Below are 19,194 nucleotides of genomic sequence, written 5' to 3'. Positions count from 1 at the left end.
TAAGCGCCGATCAGAGCTTGAACGTTTGCGGTTCAATGCCTAATTGGCGGTATTGTTTGAATTTTTCACGGCCGATGATTTTAGCCGGCTCATTGTTTTCAATAATTTCAATAATGTGACTAAAATTTGAATATTGTTCAAGTGCTTGATCGTTAAAATTAAACACAATCCAATCCGATTGTTCAGGCAAATGCTCTGAAATGCATACCGGAGCATCCGGCTGATGGATGCCATGCGGGATGAAGCTGGATGCATCAAAGCTCCATAGCCGCTCATCCAGCTGCTGCCGAAGTTCTGCATCATTGCTCCACAGCCAAATGCGCGCGGATTGACGCAGAATTTTGCGGCATAAACGGCAAGCGCTTTCGACTTGCCGTTCAGGGCTTTTTTCAAACAGATAAAAGCTGATTTTAGCCATTGGCTTGCGTGCGGTTGATCAGGAATTGCATGAGCAGCGGCACTGGACGGCCTGTTGCGCCTTTATTGGGACCTGAATTCCATGCGGTGCCGGCAATGTCTAGATGCGCCCAGCGGTATTCGCGGGTAAAGCGCTGCAGGAAGCACGCCGCAGTGACGGAACCGGCTTTTGGACCGCCAATGTTGGCGATATCCGCAAATGGCGAGTCCAGCTGTTCCTGATAATCGTCAATCACCGGCATGCGCCATACACGGTCAAAGGAGGTCTGGCCTGCCGCTGCAATTTCCGCCGCCAAGTCATCATCCGGAGTAAACATGCCGGTCAGCACAGAGCCTAAAGCCACGACGCAAGCGCCGGTCAAGGTGGCAATATCAATCACCAGCGCCGGGTTGAAGCGTTTCACATAAGTCAATGTGTCGCACAGCACCAAACGGCCTTCCGCATCGGTATTTAAAATTTCAACCGTTTGACCGCTCATGCTGGTCACAATATCGCCCGGACGGGTGGCATGGCCAGACGGCATGTTTTCCGCTGCGGCAATCGCGCCCACCACATGAATCGGCAGTTTGGATTCGCATAATGCGCGCAATGTGCCGAGCACGGATGCTGAACCGCACATATCGAATTTCATTTCGTCCATGCCGGCGCCCGGTTTCAATGAAATGCCGCCGGTATCAAAAGTGACGCCTTTGCCGACCAGCACCACAGGCGCTTCTTCACGGTTGGATAAATATTCAAGGGTGATGATGCGCCCTGGACGGTCAGAGCCTTTGCTGACGGCCAGAAAGGCGCCCATGCCTAAATCCGCCATTTGCTGTTCGTCCAGCACCGTGACTTTCAGCAGCTCAGGGAATTCTGCAGCCAGCGCTTGCGCCTGTTCTGCCAAATATTCAGGGAAACAGATGTTACCCGGACGGTTGCCCAAATCACGGGTAAAGTTCTGGCCTTTTTGAATGGCGCTGATGAGGCTCAGCTGCTGTTCGGTCAGCGGGCTGTGCGCAGCGATGAAATCAATTTGATTTAAGGCGAATTCATTTTTCTTGGATTTATACTCATCAAATCCATAAGCCGCTTGGGTCAGGCTTAATGCAAATAAGTAATGCATGTCTTGCGGAAGTGCAGAAATATCAATGCTGATCTGCTGGCATTTTTTTTGTGAAGATTTGATAATCGTTTGTGCAATTTTTGCTAATTTGGCTGGCTGCAGCTCTTCGGCTTTGCCGATTCCGACCAATGCCGTGTTCGCGCACGCGCTGACCGAGCCGATTAAGGCTGCCGTTTCATTGAAGGCCGCCTTAAATTGGACAGCTTCAAGCATTTTATTTAAATCATTGATTTGATATAAGTCGGCAGCATTTTGAACATGTTCAGAATCTACTAATATCAACAAAGACTGGTTAGACGCATCCGCTTGGAATGTCGTATTTATCGTTAGTTTCATAGACGGTATTCGTGCCTTTTAAAATTTGCAAACCATTAAACCATTGAAACATTTTCCTGAATAGAGTTTCAATGCGCAACAAGGGGAATGGTTTTTTATTTTCCGCATTCGGGTAAACTATGGCTAGTTTTATCCGCTTATCTTTTTTGGAAGAATTAATTTGATTATTCGGCGTTATCTGGTCAAGCAAGTTGTTTCGACTTCAGCGGTAGTAATTGCCTTATTGACCTTGATCATGATGGGTGGCCGATTGATCAAGTACTTCGGCGTGGCTGCGCAAGGCCGTTTGGATGCGAGCATTCTGTTCAGCATTATCGGTTACCGCCTGCCGGAATTTCTGACGTTAATTTTACCGCTGGGTTTTTTTATCGGCTTGATGCTGGTGTTCGGCCGCATGTATGTTGACCATGAAATGGCAGTCATGAACGGCAGCGGCATCAGCCGTCATCAATTGGCGCGCCTGCTGATTCCGATGACTGTGGTTTTTCTGGCCATTCAGAGCTTTTTAATGCTCTGGGCATCGCCTTGGGGCCTGCGTCAATTTTACCAGCTGACCACCACTCAGGCGGTGCGTACAGGCTTTGACTTGGTCAGGCCGAAAGAATTCATCTCATCTGGCCCGTATACCATTTACGCCGGAGATTTGTCGGAAGACCGTAAAAATCTGAAGGATATTTTCTTCTATCAGCGTGCGGAAAAAGAAGGCAAGCCGGATGTGATTATTCTGGCCAAAGAAGCGACCCGCGTTGAAATGAATAATGACGCCGCCAGTGTGGTGGATTTAACCGAAGGGCGCCGTTATGAAATTTATCCGGGCCAGCCGCGCTATTCACAGGCGGAATTCCAAAGCTACCGCCTGCGTTTAGAAAATAATTCAGAAGCGAAATTTGAAAGCACAGAAGTCGAAGCGTTGCCGACGTCGCAATTATGGACTAACCGCCAAGACCCTGTGGTGGCCAGTGAATTGGGCTGGCGCATTTTCGTGCCGCTCTCTATTGTGGTTGCGCTGATGCTGTCCGTAGCGCTGTCCGAAGTCAACCCGCGCCAAGGCCGTTATTTAAAATTGTTTCCGGCATTGCTGATTTTCGCCAGCCTGATTGTGGCGCTGATGGCGGTCAAAACCCGAATTTCCAAAGGCGAAATGGATATCTGGATTTATCCTGTGATTTTATTGGCCTATGCCATTGCGGCCGCAGTGTTCTCGCGCAAGCAGAAACTGGCGCCGAAAATTAAGAAACAAATTCAGCGAGTGAGGTCTTAACAATGTTAGCGCGCCGTATTATTGCCAAACATGTGACCAAAACCACTGCACTCGCGATGCTGGGTGCAACCGCGGTCCTCTCCAGCCTGCAGGTGCTGTTTACCTACTTAGGCGAATTGGGTTCGCTGAAAGAGGGCTATGGCGCATGGAATGCGTTTCTGTATGTGCTATGGGGCGCACCGCATGCCCTGTATGAGATTTTGCCGATCTCCGCCTTGATTGGCGCGGTTTTGGGCCTTGGCACACTGGCCTCCAACAGCGAATTGATTGTGATGCGCTCTGTCGGCGTCAGCCTGTGGCGGATTGTCGGCTGGGTGATCCGTTCAGCCTTGATCTTGGTGATTTTATCCTTCGCCTTGAGCGAGTGGGTGATTCCCTATACCAATGAAAAAGCGGAAAGCATCAAAAGCCACCGTACCGCAGCGGAGCTGGGTGAAGTCAAAGGCTACTGGTCACGTGAAGGCCAGCGCTTTATTTACATTGATTATGCCAACTCGCAAGGCCAGCTGAAAAATGTTCAGGTCGTCGATTTTGATGACAGCTACCACTTGCGCGGCACGCTGGAAGCCGAGCAGGGCGAGTTTGTCAAAGACGGCAGCTGGACTTTGAAAAATGCCAAGCAAATGGATATTTTGAAAACTGGCGATGCTACCTTGACGCAAAGCGCGGCGCTGCCGCTGTCATTGGCGCTGCAGCCGAAATATGTGCATATGGTGACACTGGATCCGGAAGATTTGTCGCCGAGCCAATTGGTCAGCTTCATGAGCTATCTGGATGAATACAGCCAAGTGCCGAAGACCTATCAATTGGCGTTCTGGCAAAAATTGGCTTCGCCGCTGGCGCTGATCGCCTTGGTGGTGATCGCCTGCTCATTCATTTTCGGGCCGCTGCGTCAGCAGTCCATGGGCTTCCGTTTGGTGATCGCCTTGTTTATCGGTTTGGGCTTCTTCTATTTGCAGGACTTCTTGGGCTATGCCAGCTTGGTGTATTCGCCATCGCCTGCATGGTTTGTCTTCGTGCCGATTGTGCTGATTTTTGCTGCTGGCGGCTACTTGCTGCAGCGCGCGCGTTAAGCTCCAGAGATGGGAAAACAAGGCAAGGTATCGAAGAAAACTATGTTCTTAAACAGTTTTAACCCTGTGCGGAACATAGAGTCTTCACCGAAAATTCGGTAAGATAGTGTGATTAATTTTTGACTGAAAGAGTGTGCAATTATGTCGGATGCTGCTGGAAAAATCCCTCACGTTTTAGTAATTATGGACGGTGTGGGACATCGCGTAGAGGAAAAAGACAATGCCTTTTTAGCGGCGAAACGCCCTAATTTAACAGCGATGGAAGCAAAGCATCCACATGGCTTGATTTCGGGTTCAGGCGAAGATGTCGGCTTGCCGGACGGCCAGATGGGCAACTCTGAAGTCGGCCACATGAACCTTGGCGCGGGCCGTGTGCTGTATCAGGACTTTACCCGCATCACCAAAGATATCCGTACTGGCGCATTCTTCGAACATGAAGTGCTGGTTGATGCTGTAGAAAAAGCCAAAGCGGCGCATGGCGCTGTGCATATTATGGGCCTGCTGTCTGAAGGCGGCGTGCATTCGCATGAAGACCACATTGTGGCGATGGCGGAGCTGGCGCTGAAACGCGGTGCGAAAGTGTATCTGCATGCTTTCTTGGATGGCCGCGATACACCGCCAAAAAGCGCGCAGCCTTCTTTGCAGAAATTAGACGCGCTGTTCGCGCAATATCCGGGTCAAGGCCGCATTGCGACCATGATTGGCCGTTATTTTGCCATGGACCGCGACAACCGCTGGGACCGTGTAGAGCAGGCTTACCGCTTATTGACCGAAGGTGAAGCGGTGCGTACTGCAGCAACAGCAGTTGAAGGCTTGGAATTGGCTTATGCAGCGGAAGAGTCTGATGAATTTGTCAAAGCGACCCGCATTGGCGACACTGCAAAAGTGCAGGACGGCGACAGCATCGTCTTCATGAACTTCCGTGCAGACCGCGCACGTGAAATCACCAAAGCCTTTGTCGAAAAAAATTTTGCCGGTTTCGAGCGCAAAGTGGTGCTGGCGCTGTCTAAATTTGTCATGCTGACCCGTTACCAAGCGACCATTGATGCGCCTGTAGCCTATATGCCGGAAGCGTTGGTGAATTCAATTGGCGAGTACTTGTCGAGCCTGGGCAAAACCCAATTGCGCATTGCAGAAACTGAAAAATATGCGCATGTGACCTTCTTCTTCAGCGGCGGCCGTGAAGAAGAATATTCGGGTGAAAAACGCATTCTGATCCCTTCGCCAAGCGTGGCAACATACGATCTGAAGCCGGAAATGAGCGCGTATGAAGTCACTGATGAATTGGTGGCGGCGATTAATTCAGGTGAGTTTGACCTGCTGGTGGTGAACTATGCCAATGGCGATATGGTCGGCCATACCGGCGTCTTTGATGCGGCGGTCAAAGCGGTCGAAGCGGTCGATACGTGCCTTGGCCGTGTCTATGAAGCGGTGATGGCGCGCAAAGGCCACATGATTATTACTGCGGACCATGGTAATGTGGAGCAAATGCAGGACTATGTCAGCGGCCAGGTGCATACGCAGCATACTACTGAATTGGTGCCGTTTATTTATGTCGGCCCGACCGATGCAGAGATTGATGAAGGCGGTGTCTTGGCGGATGTTGCGCCGACATTGCTGAACTTGATGCATCTTCCAGTCCCTGCAGAAATGCAAGGCCGCAATTTAATTCACCCGAAGGCTTAAGTTTTAAGCGTATGCAAGGATAAAAGAATGGCGAAAGCGCATTGGCGATCTGCGGTACTTTTCACCACATTGATGTGCGCTGGCCATTTGGCATGGGGAGCAGGTAAAGCGCCTGCTTCCGATGCGTTTGATGGAGATTATGAAGAAAACTACCAAGAAATCCCGGTAGAGTCGATTCAGCAATTTGTGCAAATCTATGGCATCGTCAAAGAGAATTATGTCAAAGAAAAAAATGACGATGAACTGTTTCAGCAAGCCATTAAAGGCTTAGTCGGCGGCTTAGACCGCTATTCCCGCTATTTGTCTCCAGAAGATTATAAACAGCTGATGCAATATACCGAAGGGGATTTGGCTTCGGTAGATTTCAGCCTACGCTATGATACCGCGCTGCAGCATTGGGTGATTTATAATTTGAAGCCGGATGCCGATTCGGCCAAATTAGGCCTGAAAAATGGCGTAACGGTTTATAAAATTGAAGATCAGGAACTTAAAAAACTCAATCAGGATCAGGTGAAGCATCTGCTGGATGGCGCCATCGGATCGACCTTAAGCCTGCAGCTGTCGCCGAACAGCGTGCCTTTGAATTTGGTCCGCAACACGAAAATTGAAACGGATATAGAGTCGCGCCTGCTGAATAATCAGGTGCTGGTGCTGCACATCAAAGTGTTCCAGCAGGATACGGCCAATGAAGTGAAGCGGCTGATTGAAAGCCATAGCTCATCGAAGCTCAAAGCGGTGCTGTTCGATCTGCGCAACAATCCCGGCGGCTTGCTGTCCGCAGCCGTTGAGTCGGCCGATTTGTTTTTGAATCAGGGCGTGATTGTGTCGACCAAGAGCCGTTCTGAGGGCGATCAGCAGTTTCAGGCGCTGCCAAGTTTTGAATTTCAAAATCTGAAAGTCGGCATTTTAATCAATAACCGCTCTGCTTCAGCGGCGGAAGTGTTTACGGCAGCCATGAAAGAGCATGGGCGCGCATGGGTCGCCGGTGAAAAAAGCTATGGCAAAGGTATTGTGCAGAAACTGTTTCCGCTCAGCAATGGCGCAGCGCTGCAAATGACCGTGTCGCAATACTACACGCCGAATGGCCATATGATTGAAGGGATCGGCATTCAGCCGAATCTGACCTATCCTCTCCCGCATGACGCGAAAGAGGACAGCTATGTGGACCACATTGCGGATTTACTGCTGCTGCAAAAATAATGCCGCGGCCCTAAAGCGCGCAGCGGCTTCAGTCTTCATCCGTATCCAAGCCGAATTTCTTTAAGCGGTAACGCAAAGAGCGGAAGGTCATGCCCAGTTTCTTGGCGGCAATGGTCCGGTTCCAATGGGTTAAATTCAGCGCATTCAGTAAAATCTCTTTTTCTATTTTTTCCAGATAGGCTTCCAGCCCTTCTTCCGGCAGTTTTCTTGGGGCTGACGGAGCATCAAGCACTGACGTCTGAGCTGCAGGCTCTGCTGAAGCTGTGATTTGCTGCGCCATCTGGCGTTGCGGCGCGCTTTGCAGCTGTGGCAAGTCAATCGCATCGTCATCACTTAAGGTAATGGCGCGCTCAATGATATTGCGCAATTCGCGGACGTTGCCGGGGAAGTATTGCCCTATAAGGAATTCTTTTGCGCGCGCAGTCAGCTGCTTCGCAGGAATGCCCCATTCAGCGCTGATTTTCTGGATAAAATGATGCGCCAAGAGCAGAATGTCATCACCGCGCTCGCGCAGCGGCGGCAGGATCAAGTCCATGACATGGATGCGGAAGAATAAATCCTGACGGAAACGGCCTTGCTGCACCAGCGCCTCCAAGTCCTGATGGCTGGCGCTGATGACCCGGAAATCGACATCAATTTCACTGTCGGAACCGACCGGACGGATGCGTTTTTCCTGCACCGCACGCAGCAGCTTGACCTGCATGCTGAGCGGCAGTTCGGCAATTTCATCTAAAAACAGGCTGCCGCCATGCGCTGATTGAATCAGGCCTTGCTTATCTTGGGTCGCACCGGTGAAGCTGCCTTTTTTGTGGCCGAAAAGTTCGCTTTCCATCAATTCTGTTGGAATCGCGCCGCAGTTGATGGCAATAAAAGGGCCTTCATTGCGGTTGCTCAGGCGGTGCACCAAATTGGCGACCACTTCTTTGCCTGTGCCGGATTCGCCGGTAATAAAGACCGGCGCTTGGGAACGGGCGATTTTCTTTAAGGTGACACGCAGCTGCTGAATCGGCAGGGATTGCCCAATCAGCATTTTATGTTCAAGCATTTCGGCCTGCTGCTGCTTCTGTTCGACCGGCTTATTCAGCGCTTTTTGCAGCAGCTGTTCCAAATGTTTCGGATTGACCGGTTTGCTGACAAAATCAAATGCGCCGGCTTTGAGTGCGGCAATGGCGATTTCCATATTGCCATAAGCGGTCAGCACCGCTACAGGCAGGTTGGAACAGTGTTCATTGATCCAGTCCAGCAGCTGCAGGCCATTGCCATCCGGCAAGTTCAAGTCGGTTAAGCAGGCATCATAGGCATGCTCGCCCAAGCATTTTTTTGCTTCCCCTAAGCTGTGCGCGCTGTGCGTATCGATGCCGATGCGTGATAAAGACATCTGCATCAGCAGGCACAGGTCTTCTTCGTCGTCTACAAGTAATACCAGTGGCCGTTTTTCCACAATTTCACCCCAAAAAAATTAAACCGCTGCACGTTGGCAAATGAGCCTAAAGCAGGCGCCCCGTTGTTGTTCTACATAAGTCAGCTGAGCCTGATTGGCTTCACAAAAGCTGTGTGCAAGATACAATCCTAAACCAGTTCCGGTGATTTCGGTACTGAAAAAAGGCTGAAATAGTGACGCGCGGTGCTGCACGGCAACCCCCTGGCCAAAATCGCGGACATCCAGCCGCATGATTTTTTCGTGCGGGTAAATATTCAGCTCAATATAGGACACTTCAGGATCATTGTGCCGAATGGCGTTGCGGATCAAATTAATCAGCACCTGGCGCAGCTGCGCTTCATCAAAATAAATTACGCAATTGGACTGGATATTCAGATGTATTTTTTTGCGGATATCCGCCAGATCTTCCTGAATCAGCAGCGGGATAAAACGGTTGAGATTCAGTTCAACGGCATGCGTTTCCCGGTTTTTCACCATGTTCAGGGTATCCTGCACAATGCTGTCAATCCGTTTGGCCTGTTTGGCAATCATGCCGCTGAGCATCTGCTGCTGCGCCGGATCGCTGCCGTTCTGCAGTTCATTGGCTTGAACAATGGCCGCCAATGGGTTGCGGATTTCATGCGCGATGCTGGCGGAGAGCTGGCCCAGCGCCGCCAGTTTCAGCTGCTGCACCTGCTGATTGAGTTTTTGCGCATCCTGCAGCACCAAAAGCGTCAGCATTTGATGCGGCACAATCAGTTTTTTGACATGCACATGGATATGATAAAGGCTTTGCTGAGACTCAAACTGGAATTTTTCACCGTCTCTGAGGTCTTCAAATTCCAGCAGCGCAAACAAGTCCGGCTGGCTTTTATACAGCGGAAATTTATCGGCGCTGTAAGAGGCAGGCATGCCCAGCAAATGGCAGGCGGCCGGATTGCTGAGCACCACATGGCAATTTTCATCCAGAACCAAATAGCCCGTTTCAATCTGTTCCAAAATATAGCGGTTGATATTCTGCAGCTGGTTCAGTTCGATCGATTGCGAAAAGGTTAAATTTTCCAGAATTTGAAAGCGCCGGACCGCAATTTGGCCGCACCCATAGACGACAAAAAACAAAAACGCCAGCAGGGCGCTGTTGCCGATATTGCGCAGCGAGGCAAAATCTAAAATCGAACCGAGAAACAGCTGGTACACCACGCTGATGACCGCAATCAGCGTGATTATCAGCGCTTTTTTTGCATCCAGCAGAATCGAGGCGGCAAAAATCGTGATGACAAACAGCAGGCTGAGATGCAGGTTGGGGCCGTCCAAGGCCAGGGTCAGCAGGCTTAGCGCACAGACATCCGCAAAAAAAATCAGCACCATTTGCTTGGAAATGGCGCTTCGAATTCGATGCAGTACAAAAAACTGCAGGCTGGTGATCACCACATAAACGGTCAGCACATACAAATACAGTTTAGGGTACTGATATTGTTCATTCAGCTGGCCGTAGGTCACAAAAAAGACCATGAGCAGGCAGAAGCTGATAATAAAGCGGTAGGCGCTGTACCAGATGCCCAAATGATATTGATTGAGTTCTGAAGTGTTGGCTCGCTGAATCATAAAACCTGCTGCAGAAAAGGTTAAGGTTTAATGAGTCCGTAGCGGATAGCCAAATGGGTGAGCTTCACATCGCTGTCGATATTCAGCTTTTCAAAAATACGGTAGCGGTAAGTGTTGACGGTTTTGACGCTGACAAACAGTTTATCGGCAATTTCCTGCGCGCTGATGCAGTTCACTACCATCATGGCCACTTGCATTTCACGTTCAGACAACGCGTCAAAAGGCGACTGCTGCGTATCGGACAAATAAGAGCTGGCCAGCTGTTCGGCAATATCCGCGCTGAAGTATTTACCGCCCTGCATGACTTTATTGATGGCGCGGACCATCTCTGCAACAGGCGCGCCTTTGGTAATGTAGCCTTTGGCGCCGGCTTTCAGCAATAAAGAGGGATACGGCTCTTCCGCTAAGCCGCTGACGGCCAGAACTTTGGTTTCCGGTGCGGTCTGCAGCAGGCGGCGCGTGGTTTCAACACCGCCGATGCCCGGCATGTTGACGTCGAGCAGCACGACATTGGGGTGGTGCTGGCGGACTAAGGAAATCGCTTCTTCACCAGATTCAGCTTGGCCAATAACCTGAATTTCGGCATGGTCTTCGAGCATTCTGCAAATCCCTGTGCGTACCAATTCATGGTCATCTACAACTAAAACTGTGATCACCTGTACTCTCCCTGTCTGAAAAACGTCTTTTTTGTTACATAACGCAAAATAAGCTTGCAATGAAACGACAAAATTAGCAATGCTATTCTTATCTAAAATGGAGAACGTATTAAACTTCTTTTTGAATGGCAATTGTTCTCTATTGTGTAAATGTACGGCATATTAGAGGCAATACGCAAATATTGCCTTATTGAGTTGAGTGAATCATGGTGAAGAATTCAAATAAATCTATAATGCGTGTACTGGGAATTTCATTCATGTTTGGCATGAGTTCATTGAGCTATGCCGATCTTGTGATGAATTCTAATCCCAGTCAAGCTAATCTCAGCTGGTCTTCAGAAGAAGCCAATCAGCTGCTGAATGGCGACGTATCTGCTGCTGCAGGTGATGAAGGCGAACCTTCACCGCAAGGTTCAATTAAAGTCAGCACGACTGTGCGCAGTTCAAATAGCGCCGCGCCGGCTGCTCCGGCTAAAAAGGTGCAGATCTTTGACACCAGCGCCAGCGGCTATTCAAACCAGCCTTCAGTCAATGCCCGCGCGGCATTGGTGATGGATGGCCAAACCGGTGAAGTGCTGTACAGCAAAAACAGCAATACCGCTTTCCCGATTGCCTCATTGACCAAGCTGATGACTGCAGTGGTGATCTCTGATTCCCGCTTGAATATGTCGGAAAAAATTACTCTGCAGCAAGGCGATTTTTCGTGTTCAGGCTGCAAAAGCTCCAGTTCAACCCTGCGCGCCGGCGACAGCATGAACCGTGCAGAAGCGTTGCTGTTTGCGTTGATGAAATCTGAGAATCCAGCGGCTTCGGCTTTGGCGCGGACTTATCCGGGCGGCCGTCCTGCATTTTTTGCAGCCATGAATGCCAAAGCGCGTTCATTGGGCATGAATTCAACCCACTATGTTGAATCGACAGGCTTGCACCCAGGCAACGTCGCTTCTGCGCGTGATTTGGGCATTCTGGTGAATACCGCTGCGCAATATGGCTTGATCCGTCAATTTTCAACCACACCAAGCTATGACTTCAATCTGGGCTACCGTGTGCTGAAATCCAACAATACCAACGCGCTGGTGCGCAACGGCGGCTGGAATATCAATTTGTCGAAGACCGGCTATATCAATGAAGCAGGGCGCTGTGTGGTGATGCATACTACGCTGAATAACCGTCCTGCGGTTGTGGTGCTGCTGGGCGCCGATTCTTCAGTGGCCCGCACCAATGATGCCACCCGTTTGATGACTTGGGTTTCACAGCTTCCAAAACGTATTTAATCGACTGCCGGCTTTTCTGGACATCAGCATTTAGATTTACTCAACGTTTAAATGCTGATGAGACGGAAGCCATAAAAAAAGCCCTGCATTGCAGGGCTTTTTTTATTCGGTCAAAATATCAATTACATATTTGACAGAATTGAATCACGGACTTGATCCATGGTGGCATCAATCGACAGCATTACTGCGTCTTGGCATTGCTTGATTGCTGTATCCGGATCTTTCAGGCCGTTGCCGGTTACAGTACAAACAATCACAGAACCTTCCGCAATTTTACCTGCTTTAATGTCACGGATTGCGCCGCCGACTGAAGCTGCAGAAGCAGGTTCAACAAAGACACCTTCGTACATCGAAAGTAGGCGCTGCGCTTCTAAGATTTCCGTATCGGTTAATTCATCAAACCAGCCGTTTGAATCACGTACAACGGCTTTGGCGTGATTCCAGCTTTGCGGGTTGCCGATACGAATCGCTGTTGCAACCGTTTCTGGGTTTTCAACCGGAGCACCGCGAAGGAATGGCGCAGCGCCAGACGCTTGATAGCCTGCCATGATCGGTAAGCCGGCAGGTTTTGGACCTGTGAATTGATCTGTTTCAGGATCATAAACCACTTGTTCAAACTGCTCTTTCGGCTGGTTGGCAACCGCTTCGGTATAACCCATCCAGTGCGCGGTGATGTTGCCGGCGTTGCCTACAGGCAAGCAGTGGTAGTCCGGTGCGCGGCCCAATTCATCCACGATTTCATATGCAATGGTTTTTTGACCTTGCAGGCGGTATGGGTTGATTGAGTTCACAATCGTTACCGGCGCCTGGTCTGCAACTTCTTTCACGAGGCGCATGCCGTCATCAAAGTTGCCGTGAATTTGCATGGTTACCGCGCCGTACATCATCGCTTGCGCCATTTTACCCATGGCGATTTTGCCTTCCGGGATCAAAACGAAAGCTTTGATGCCTGCACGCGCAGCATACGCTGCCGCAGCGGCTGAAGTGTTGCCTGTAGATGCGCAGATGATGGCTTTAGAGCCTTCTTCGACTGCTTTAGTCACAGCCATAGTCATGCCGCGGTCTTTAAATGAACCAGTCGGGTTTAAGCCCTCGTACTTCACATAAATTTCAACATCTTTACCAATAATGCGTGGAATGTTCTCAAGCTTAATCAGCGGCGTGTTGCCTTCGCCTAAAGAGATTGCGCGAGTAGTTGCAGATACGGGTAAACGGTCGCGATAGCGGTCAACTAAACCAGTATAACGATTGGCATTCGACATGATGATGTTCCAATTGTGTGTAGAGCTTGGCGAGAGGAACGGAAATATTCCCCTCGACCCGATTAATTATCAAGCGATTCTAAACGAATTCGTACAATTTCGCCATGAATGACGGGCAATGCTTGAATTTGCTGAAGGGCTTCATCCATTTTTGATTCTTTGACTGGATCAGTCAGAATCACGATAGGAATAAGGTCTTTTAAGCGCGACTGCTGCATGATCGCGTCAATGCTGATGCCGGCGCGGCTTAAAATTGTGGTCACATCAGCAAGAACGCCGGTTTGATCTTCGGCATTAATGCGGATGTAGTAGCCAGTGGTCATTTCTTCACGCGGCAGGATCGGCAGATCCGCCAGCGCTTCAAAGGCAAGCTGCGGAATGGTGCCTGCGCCGTCTTCGGTATAGGAAATATCACGGACGATATCGACCACGTCAGCGACAACCGCAGAAGCCGTTGGACCTGCACCGGCGCCTGCGCCATAGTAAAGAGTTGGACCAACAGCATTGGCTTGAACCAAGACGGCATTTTTCACGCCGTTCACATTGGCAATCAGCTGATCTTCCGGAATCAAAGTGGGGTGAACACGCAGCTCAATGCCATGTTCCGCGCGGCGCGCAATGCCTAAATGCTTGATGCGGAAACCCAGGTCTTCAGCATATTTGACATCTTGCGCAGTGACTTTGCTGATGCCTTCGGTGAAGACTTTGTCAAACTGCAATGGAATGCCGAATGCAATCGAGGCCAACAGGGTAAGTTTATGCGCAGCGTCAATGCCTTCAACGTCAAAAGTCGGGTCTGCTTCGGCATAGCCCAATTCTTGCGCTTCTTTCAGCACATCAGAAAATGCGCGGCCTTTTTCACGCATTTCGGTCAAAATAAAGTTGCCTGTACCGTTGATGATGCCGGCCAGCCAGTCAATGCGGTTGGCTGCCAGGCCTTCACGCATGACTTTAATAATCGGAATGCCGCCGGCAACCGCCGCTTCATAAGCAATCTGCACGTGATGATCATCGGCCAGCTTAAACAGCTCATTGCCGTATTCCGCTAGAAGCGCTTTGTTGGCAGTGACGACTTGCTTGCCGTACTTGATCGCTTCAGCGATGACTTCATAAGCAGGATGAATGCCGCCCATGACTTCAACCACCACGTCCACATCCGGCTGACGCACGATGTCCATCAAGTCAGCGCTTTGCTTTACCGATGCCGGCAGATCTAAATCCGGGCGCGGGCGGCGCGTGCCGACATGGGTAATTTCAATTTCACGACCGGTGCGACGTTTAATCTCAGCAGCATTTTCTTTTAATAGTTTAAGGGCACCACCACCCACAGTACCTAGACCGAGGATTGCCAGACGAACTGGTTTCACGTCACACTCCATAATATTCATCAACGATAAGCGAACCTAGATCATAGCTAAAAAAATGCGCTGACTCTAGGAGATTCACAACTTTCTCTCTATCTATAAAAAACAGTAATTTAACCAATAAAATTTATTTATTTAAGCGTTCAGCCAATTCACCTGGCTCCATGTAGCCGCCCAGATAAACGCCGTCAGCGGTATAGATGGCCGGTGTGCCGTTCACGCCGATATTCAGGCCCATCTGGTACATGTCGCGCACCGGGTTTTTGCAGTTCGCGGCTGGCAGCTGTGCGCCGGAAATCGCTTGATTGAGGGCGGCACGGCGGTCAGGGCTGCACCAGACGCTTTCCATTGTCGGAATGAACTGTTCACCGCGCGGCCAGGCGATATAGCGCACTTCGATGCCTTTACTGTTGATTTCATCCATATGCTCATGCAGCTTGTGGCAATACGGGCAGCTGGCATCGGTAAACACATAGACCACATGCTTGGTTTTGCCTTTGGCTGGATAAACAATGAGATCTTCAGTTTTCAGCTTATCGAATAATTTCTTCGCATTGGCTGCCTGCAGGTTTTGGCTGACGTTGTGCAATTCCTTGCCGCCTAAGCGCACAATTTCACCTTGCAGAATATATTTGCCGTCAGCAGTTGCGTAAACAGACGGCATGCCTTCAAAGCTGACCCAATATAAATTCGGCACTTCAGTCGGCTGCGCATCGGTAATTTTGGCATTGATATTGGCTTTTTTCAGGCCGTCCTGCAGGGTGCTGATCAAGCGCTGCTGCGCATTGCGTTCAGTCAGGGTGGATGCTTCTCCCGTCGCAGGCGTACTGGCGGTTAAGGGCGCTTGCTTGTCTTCAGCATTATCGGATTTTGAGCATGCACTTAACCCCATGCCAGCGGCAAGCGTACATGCAATAAAAAATGTTGAACGGGTAAATAGCATGAATAACCCTTTTCTTTTAGCTTTATTAAACTGGTGGGTTAGCATAGCAAAAAATCCAGCTGTCATAAAATTTCTTAGTCTTATATGGTTTGGATGCGTTAAGCGCGCGGATGATGCGCGGCATGCAGCTGCTGCATGCGCACTTGCGCAACATGGGTATAAATTTGCGTGGTGGATAAATCGCTGTGGCCCAGCAGCATCTGCACCACACGCAGGTCCGCGCCGTGGTTCAGCAAATGCGTGGCGAAGGCATGCCTTAAGGTATGCGGGGACAGCTCAGACTGAATATGCGCTTGCAGGGCATAGCGCTTAATGGCGTACCAGAAATTCTGCCGGCTCATGATGCCGCCGTGCTGGGTCAAAAAAAGGTAATCGGTTGAGGTCTTATACAGCGCAGGGCGGGCCTCAGCCAGATATTTTCCGACCCACTCACAGGCGATTTGGCCTAAAGGCACCAGACGCTCTTTATTGCCTTTGCCGACAATGCGCAGATAGCCTTGTTTCAAATTGATCAGATCCAATCTTAAATTCAGCAGTTCGCTCACCCGCAGCCCGCAGGCATACAGCACTTCCAGCATGGCGCGGTCGCGCAGGCCTAAGGCCGTAGAGAGATCGGGCGCATTGATCAGCGCTTCGACATCGGCTTCCGACAGATCTTTCGGCAGGGCGCGGCCCAGTTTGTGCGTTTTGTGCGTGCTGACTGGGTTGTCATCCCGCAGTTTCTGTTCACGCAGAAATTTAAAAAATGAGCGCAATGCGGACAGCGTGCGGGCAATCGAGCGCGGGCTTTTGCCCTGCTTGGTCAGGCTGAGCAGCACATCGGAAATATCGTCACTGCTCCAATTGGGCATGGCGGCGCTGCAGCATGCGCTGCATTGAATCAAATCGGACAAATAGGCATTGCGCGTATGCGGGCTGACCGTTTGCGCAATTAAAAAGTCTCTGAATCCCTGCAGAAAACTCAGCTGTTCAGGAATGCTTACGGGCGCGGGAATGCGCGGTTTTTTATTTAACATTGAAATTCAACTTCTTGACGCTGGCCCTGGCATCAATGCGGGCTGTATGCAATGTAAAGCAATTTGTTTTTCCTGTCGAATCGGGCTTGGGTAATGAGAATTGAAATCGAATCTGATTTGGTAATTATTCTCATTTGCTTGTATAATGTTCAAAATTTTTTAGGGTTAGATGCGTGCGATTATCTGATTTGAAAGTGAAACAAAGCGCAGTCATTCATAAGGTGCATCGTAACCAGAATGGCAACAATGCTCAGACGGATTTAGTAGCGAGCCGTCTGGAGACGTTGGGCTTTGTTCCCGGTACAAAAGTACAGGTAATCACCAAAGGAATTTTTGGTGGTGACCCCATTTTAATTCAAGTCGGGTTTACCCGTTTCGCACTCCGTAAGATAGAAGCTGAAAAAGTGGAAATAGCAATGGAAGGGGCATCAGAATGAGTGATGCTTTACGTATTGCCCTCGTTGGGAATCCTAACTGTGGTAAAACCTCATTATTCAACCATTTAACCGGAACACGCCAGAAAGTTGCCAACTATGCAGGGGTGACGGTTGAGCGTAAAGTTGGTCAATTCACGTTACCTTCCGGCAAGCCTGTGCGCGTGCTGGACTTACCCGGCACCTATAGTTTAGATGCCACCAGTCCAGATGAAGCGATTACCCGAGATGTGGTTCAAGGTAAAATTGTAGAAGAAGGCCATCAAGACGCTTTCTTGTGTGTGGTGGATGCGACCAACTTAAAATTACACCTCGGTTTGGTCATGGAAATGATTGAGCTGGGACGCCCAATTTTACTTGTGTTGAACATGATGGATGAAGCACGCCGTCGTGGGATGCAAATTAATACGCACAAGCTGTCACAGCGTTTGGGTATTCCGATTGTTGAAACCGTTGCTGTGCGTAATGCCGGTATTGAAAACTTAATGGGCGCTTTGGATGCCGAAACATTCAGAACGCCAGATACTGAACTGAGCGACACCAGTCTTTCAGGTTCCAAGCACGAAAAAATTGAACAGATTTTAAAAGATGTTGTGGTCTTTGTAGACCAAGAAGATAAACGTTCAGATTTCTTGGACAAAATTTTTCTGCATCCTGTCTGGGGCCTTATCAGCCTTGCCGTGATGATGTTTATCATCTTCCAAGCAGTGTTTGCTTGGGCTGCACCATTTATGGATGGGATTGAAGCAGGCTTTGCCTGGTTGGGTGAGTTTATCGGACAGCATATTTCACATCCGCTGCTGAACTCTCTGGTGGTCGATGGCATCATTGCCGGTGCTGGCGGCGTGGTGGTGTTCCTGCCGCAGATTCTGATCCTGTTCTTCTTTATTTTGGTGCTTGAAGAATCCGGTTATTTGCCGCGTGCAGCCTTCCTGCTGGATAAGCTGATGTTTAAAGCCGGCCTCAGTGGCCGTGCATTTATTCCATTGCTGTCCAGTTTTGCCTGCGCTGTGCCGGGCATTATGGCGACGCGCAGCATCAGCGACCCGCGTGACCGTTTAACCACAATTTTAGTGGCGCCGCTGATGACCTGTTCGGCTCGTTTGCCGGTCTATGCTTTATTGATCTCAGCCTTTATTCCCGCAAAAATGGTTTGGGGCGTGTTCAACCTGCAAGGCCTGGTGCTGTTCGCGCTGTATATGGCCGGAATTGTGAGCGCTTTAATTGTTGCAACCGTGCTGAAATTTTTCCAAAAAGATAAATCGCAGCATGCGCTGCTGATGGAACTGCCAAGTTACCGTTTTCCGGACATTAAAAGCGTTTGGATTGGTCTATTGGATCGCGCCAAGATCTTTTTGAAGCGTGTCGGCGGCATTATCTTTGCCTTGTCGATTTTACTGTGGTTCTTGTGTACCTTCCCACAGCCGCCAGAAGGCGCAACCTTGCCGGATATTGATTATTCATTGGCGGGGATGCTTGGGCATGTTTTACAGCCGATCTTTGCGCCGCTGGGCTTTAATTGGCAAATCTGTATTGCACTGATTCCAGCCATGGCGGCACGTGAAGTCGTGGTCGCGGCTTTAGGTACGGTATATGCCTTATCGGCAACAGATGATGATGCGGTATCTCAAGGTTTGGCGCAGATCATCAGCGGTGATGGCGCTTTAAGCTGGTCATTGGCGACTGGTTTGTCTCTCTTGGTGTGGTTTATTTATGCGCCGCATTGTTTGGCCACACTGGCAACGGTGAAACGTGAAACAGGCTCATTGAAAACCGTCAGCTTCATGACCATTTACTTATTTGGCTTGGCTTATTTGATGTCCTTCCTCACTTATCAAATCGCTTCACGCTACTTTGGATAATTTTACCGAATCGGTAAAAGGAGACTGAAATGATTGAAATTTTAATTGTGGCTGCTTTGGTGATCTGGAGTGCTGTCGTGGTGTTTAAGAAGGTTTTTCCAAAAACATCAAATTCAGTCTTCAGCTCTCTGTCGCAAACATGCGAACGTCAAGGCTGGACGGGTTTGGCCAAATGGTTAAAACCGAAAATGGCCGCTGGCTGTGCAGGCGGATGCGGCTGTTCTGCGGCAGAAAATCCATCAGCGAAAAAGCCTGAAGTTCAAGCGGTGAAATGGAAATAAA

General features: G+C 49.8%; 17 protein-coding genes. 8 read left to right on the top strand and 9 right to left on the bottom strand.

Annotated elements, in window-relative coordinates; all coding sequences use genetic code 11:
* Positions 1 to 10 precede the first annotated feature (10 nt).
* The gene (locus ACE3T3_RS04565) at positions 11 to 418 is read right to left on the bottom strand and encodes a DNA polymerase III subunit chi (RefSeq protein WP_374664500.1); all 408 of its coding nucleotides are present in this window, start codon (positions 416 to 418) and stop codon (positions 11 to 13) included.
* A complete protein-coding gene (locus ACE3T3_RS04560; protein WP_374664498.1) occupies positions 411 to 1,859 on the bottom strand; it encodes a leucyl aminopeptidase in 1,449 nt (482 codons plus the stop codon). The genes ACE3T3_RS04565 and ACE3T3_RS04560 overlap by 8 nt, the downstream gene beginning before the upstream one ends.
* A gap of 160 nt (positions 1,860 to 2,019) precedes the next feature.
* Between ACE3T3_RS04560 and lptF the strand changes: the two genes are divergently transcribed.
* The 4 genes from lptF (at position 2,020) to ACE3T3_RS04540 (ending at position 7,079) form a co-directional block, all read left to right on the top strand.
* A complete protein-coding gene (gene lptF, locus ACE3T3_RS04555; RefSeq protein WP_374664496.1) occupies positions 2,020 to 3,120 on the top strand; it encodes an LPS export ABC transporter permease LptF in 1,101 nt (366 codons plus the stop codon).
* 2 nt (positions 3,121 to 3,122) lie between these two features.
* Positions 3,123 to 4,193: an LPS export ABC transporter permease LptG gene (gene lptG, locus ACE3T3_RS04550; protein WP_374664494.1), complete on the top strand. Its 1,071-nt coding sequence runs from the start codon at positions 3,123 to 3,125 to the stop codon at positions 4,191 to 4,193.
* A 141-nt stretch (positions 4,194 to 4,334) separates the two neighbouring features.
* A complete protein-coding gene (gene gpmI / locus ACE3T3_RS04545) occupies positions 4,335 to 5,879 on the top strand; it encodes a 2,3-bisphosphoglycerate-independent phosphoglycerate mutase (RefSeq protein ID WP_374664492.1) in 1,545 nt (514 codons plus the stop codon).
* A gap of 27 nt (positions 5,880 to 5,906) precedes the next feature.
* Positions 5,907 to 7,079, top strand: a complete 1,173-nt coding sequence (locus ACE3T3_RS04540; protein ID WP_374664490.1) for a S41 family peptidase — start codon at positions 5,907 to 5,909, stop codon at positions 7,077 to 7,079.
* A gap of 28 nt (positions 7,080 to 7,107) precedes the next feature.
* Here the strand turns inward: ACE3T3_RS04540 and ACE3T3_RS04535 are convergent, their stop codons facing one another.
* From ACE3T3_RS04535 to ACE3T3_RS04525, 3 genes are read right to left on the bottom strand one after another with little or no spacing between them, the layout of a single operon-like run.
* On the bottom strand, positions 7,108 to 8,523 hold the full coding sequence (locus ACE3T3_RS04535) for a sigma-54-dependent transcriptional regulator (protein ID WP_374664573.1): 1,416 nt from the start codon (positions 8,521 to 8,523) through the stop codon (positions 7,108 to 7,110).
* 15 nt (positions 8,524 to 8,538) lie between these two features.
* On the bottom strand, positions 8,539 to 10,104 hold the full coding sequence (locus ACE3T3_RS04530) for a PAS domain-containing sensor histidine kinase (protein WP_374664489.1): 1,566 nt from the start codon (positions 10,102 to 10,104) through the stop codon (positions 8,539 to 8,541).
* Positions 10,105 to 10,124: 20 nt separating this feature from the next.
* The gene (locus ACE3T3_RS04525; protein ID WP_374664487.1) at positions 10,125 to 10,760 is read right to left on the bottom strand and encodes a response regulator; all 636 of its coding nucleotides are present in this window, start codon (positions 10,758 to 10,760) and stop codon (positions 10,125 to 10,127) included.
* 209 nt (positions 10,761 to 10,969) lie between these two features.
* Between ACE3T3_RS04525 and ACE3T3_RS04520 the strand changes: the two genes are divergently transcribed.
* Positions 10,970 to 12,031: a serine hydrolase gene (locus tag ACE3T3_RS04520; RefSeq protein WP_374664571.1), complete on the top strand. Its 1,062-nt coding sequence runs from the start codon at positions 10,970 to 10,972 to the stop codon at positions 12,029 to 12,031.
* A 122-nt stretch (positions 12,032 to 12,153) separates the two neighbouring features.
* On the opposite strand, the gene thrC is transcribed toward ACE3T3_RS04520, so the two are convergent.
* The 4 genes from thrC to xerD form a co-directional block, all read right to left on the bottom strand.
* Complete coding sequence (gene thrC, locus ACE3T3_RS04515; protein ID WP_374664485.1) at positions 12,154 to 13,293, bottom strand: threonine synthase; 1,140 nt, start codon at positions 13,291 to 13,293, stop codon at positions 12,154 to 12,156.
* 62 nt (positions 13,294 to 13,355) lie between these two features.
* Positions 13,356 to 14,660, bottom strand: a complete 1,305-nt coding sequence (locus ACE3T3_RS04510) for a homoserine dehydrogenase (protein WP_374664483.1) — start codon at positions 14,658 to 14,660, stop codon at positions 13,356 to 13,358.
* A 124-nt stretch (positions 14,661 to 14,784) separates the two neighbouring features.
* Positions 14,785 to 15,600: a DsbC family protein gene (locus ACE3T3_RS04505; protein WP_374664482.1), complete on the bottom strand. Its 816-nt coding sequence runs from the start codon at positions 15,598 to 15,600 to the stop codon at positions 14,785 to 14,787.
* Positions 15,601 to 15,698: 98 nt separating this feature from the next.
* Positions 15,699 to 16,616 carry a site-specific tyrosine recombinase XerD gene (xerD, locus tag ACE3T3_RS04500; protein ID WP_374664480.1) on the bottom strand — a complete coding sequence of 306 codons (918 nt, stop codon included), beginning with the start codon at positions 16,614 to 16,616 and terminating at the stop codon, positions 15,699 to 15,701.
* 173 nt (positions 16,617 to 16,789) lie between these two features.
* On the opposite strand from xerD, the gene ACE3T3_RS04495 reads away from it, so the two are divergent.
* Genes ACE3T3_RS04495 through ACE3T3_RS04485 form a run of 3 tightly spaced genes read left to right on the top strand, consistent with a single transcriptional unit; the run spans position 16,790 to position 19,193 of the window.
* The gene (locus tag ACE3T3_RS04495) at positions 16,790 to 17,053 is read left to right on the top strand and encodes a ferrous iron transport protein A (RefSeq protein ID WP_374664478.1); all 264 of its coding nucleotides are present in this window, start codon (positions 16,790 to 16,792) and stop codon (positions 17,051 to 17,053) included.
* Positions 17,050 to 18,912: a ferrous iron transporter B gene (locus tag ACE3T3_RS04490; RefSeq protein ID WP_374664476.1), complete on the top strand. Its 1,863-nt coding sequence runs from the start codon at positions 17,050 to 17,052 to the stop codon at positions 18,910 to 18,912. The genes ACE3T3_RS04495 and ACE3T3_RS04490 overlap by 4 nt, the downstream gene beginning before the upstream one ends.
* Positions 18,913 to 18,941: 29 nt before the next feature.
* A complete protein-coding gene (locus ACE3T3_RS04485) occupies positions 18,942 to 19,193 on the top strand; it encodes a DUF6587 family protein (RefSeq protein ID WP_374664474.1) in 252 nt (83 codons plus the stop codon).
* Position 19,194 lies beyond the last annotated feature (1 nt).

The organism is Acinetobacter sp. (assembly GCF_041919735.1).
Classification (GTDB): domain Bacteria; phylum Pseudomonadota; class Gammaproteobacteria; order Pseudomonadales; family Moraxellaceae; genus Acinetobacter.
This window is presented reverse-complemented; position numbering and strand designations above follow the sequence as displayed.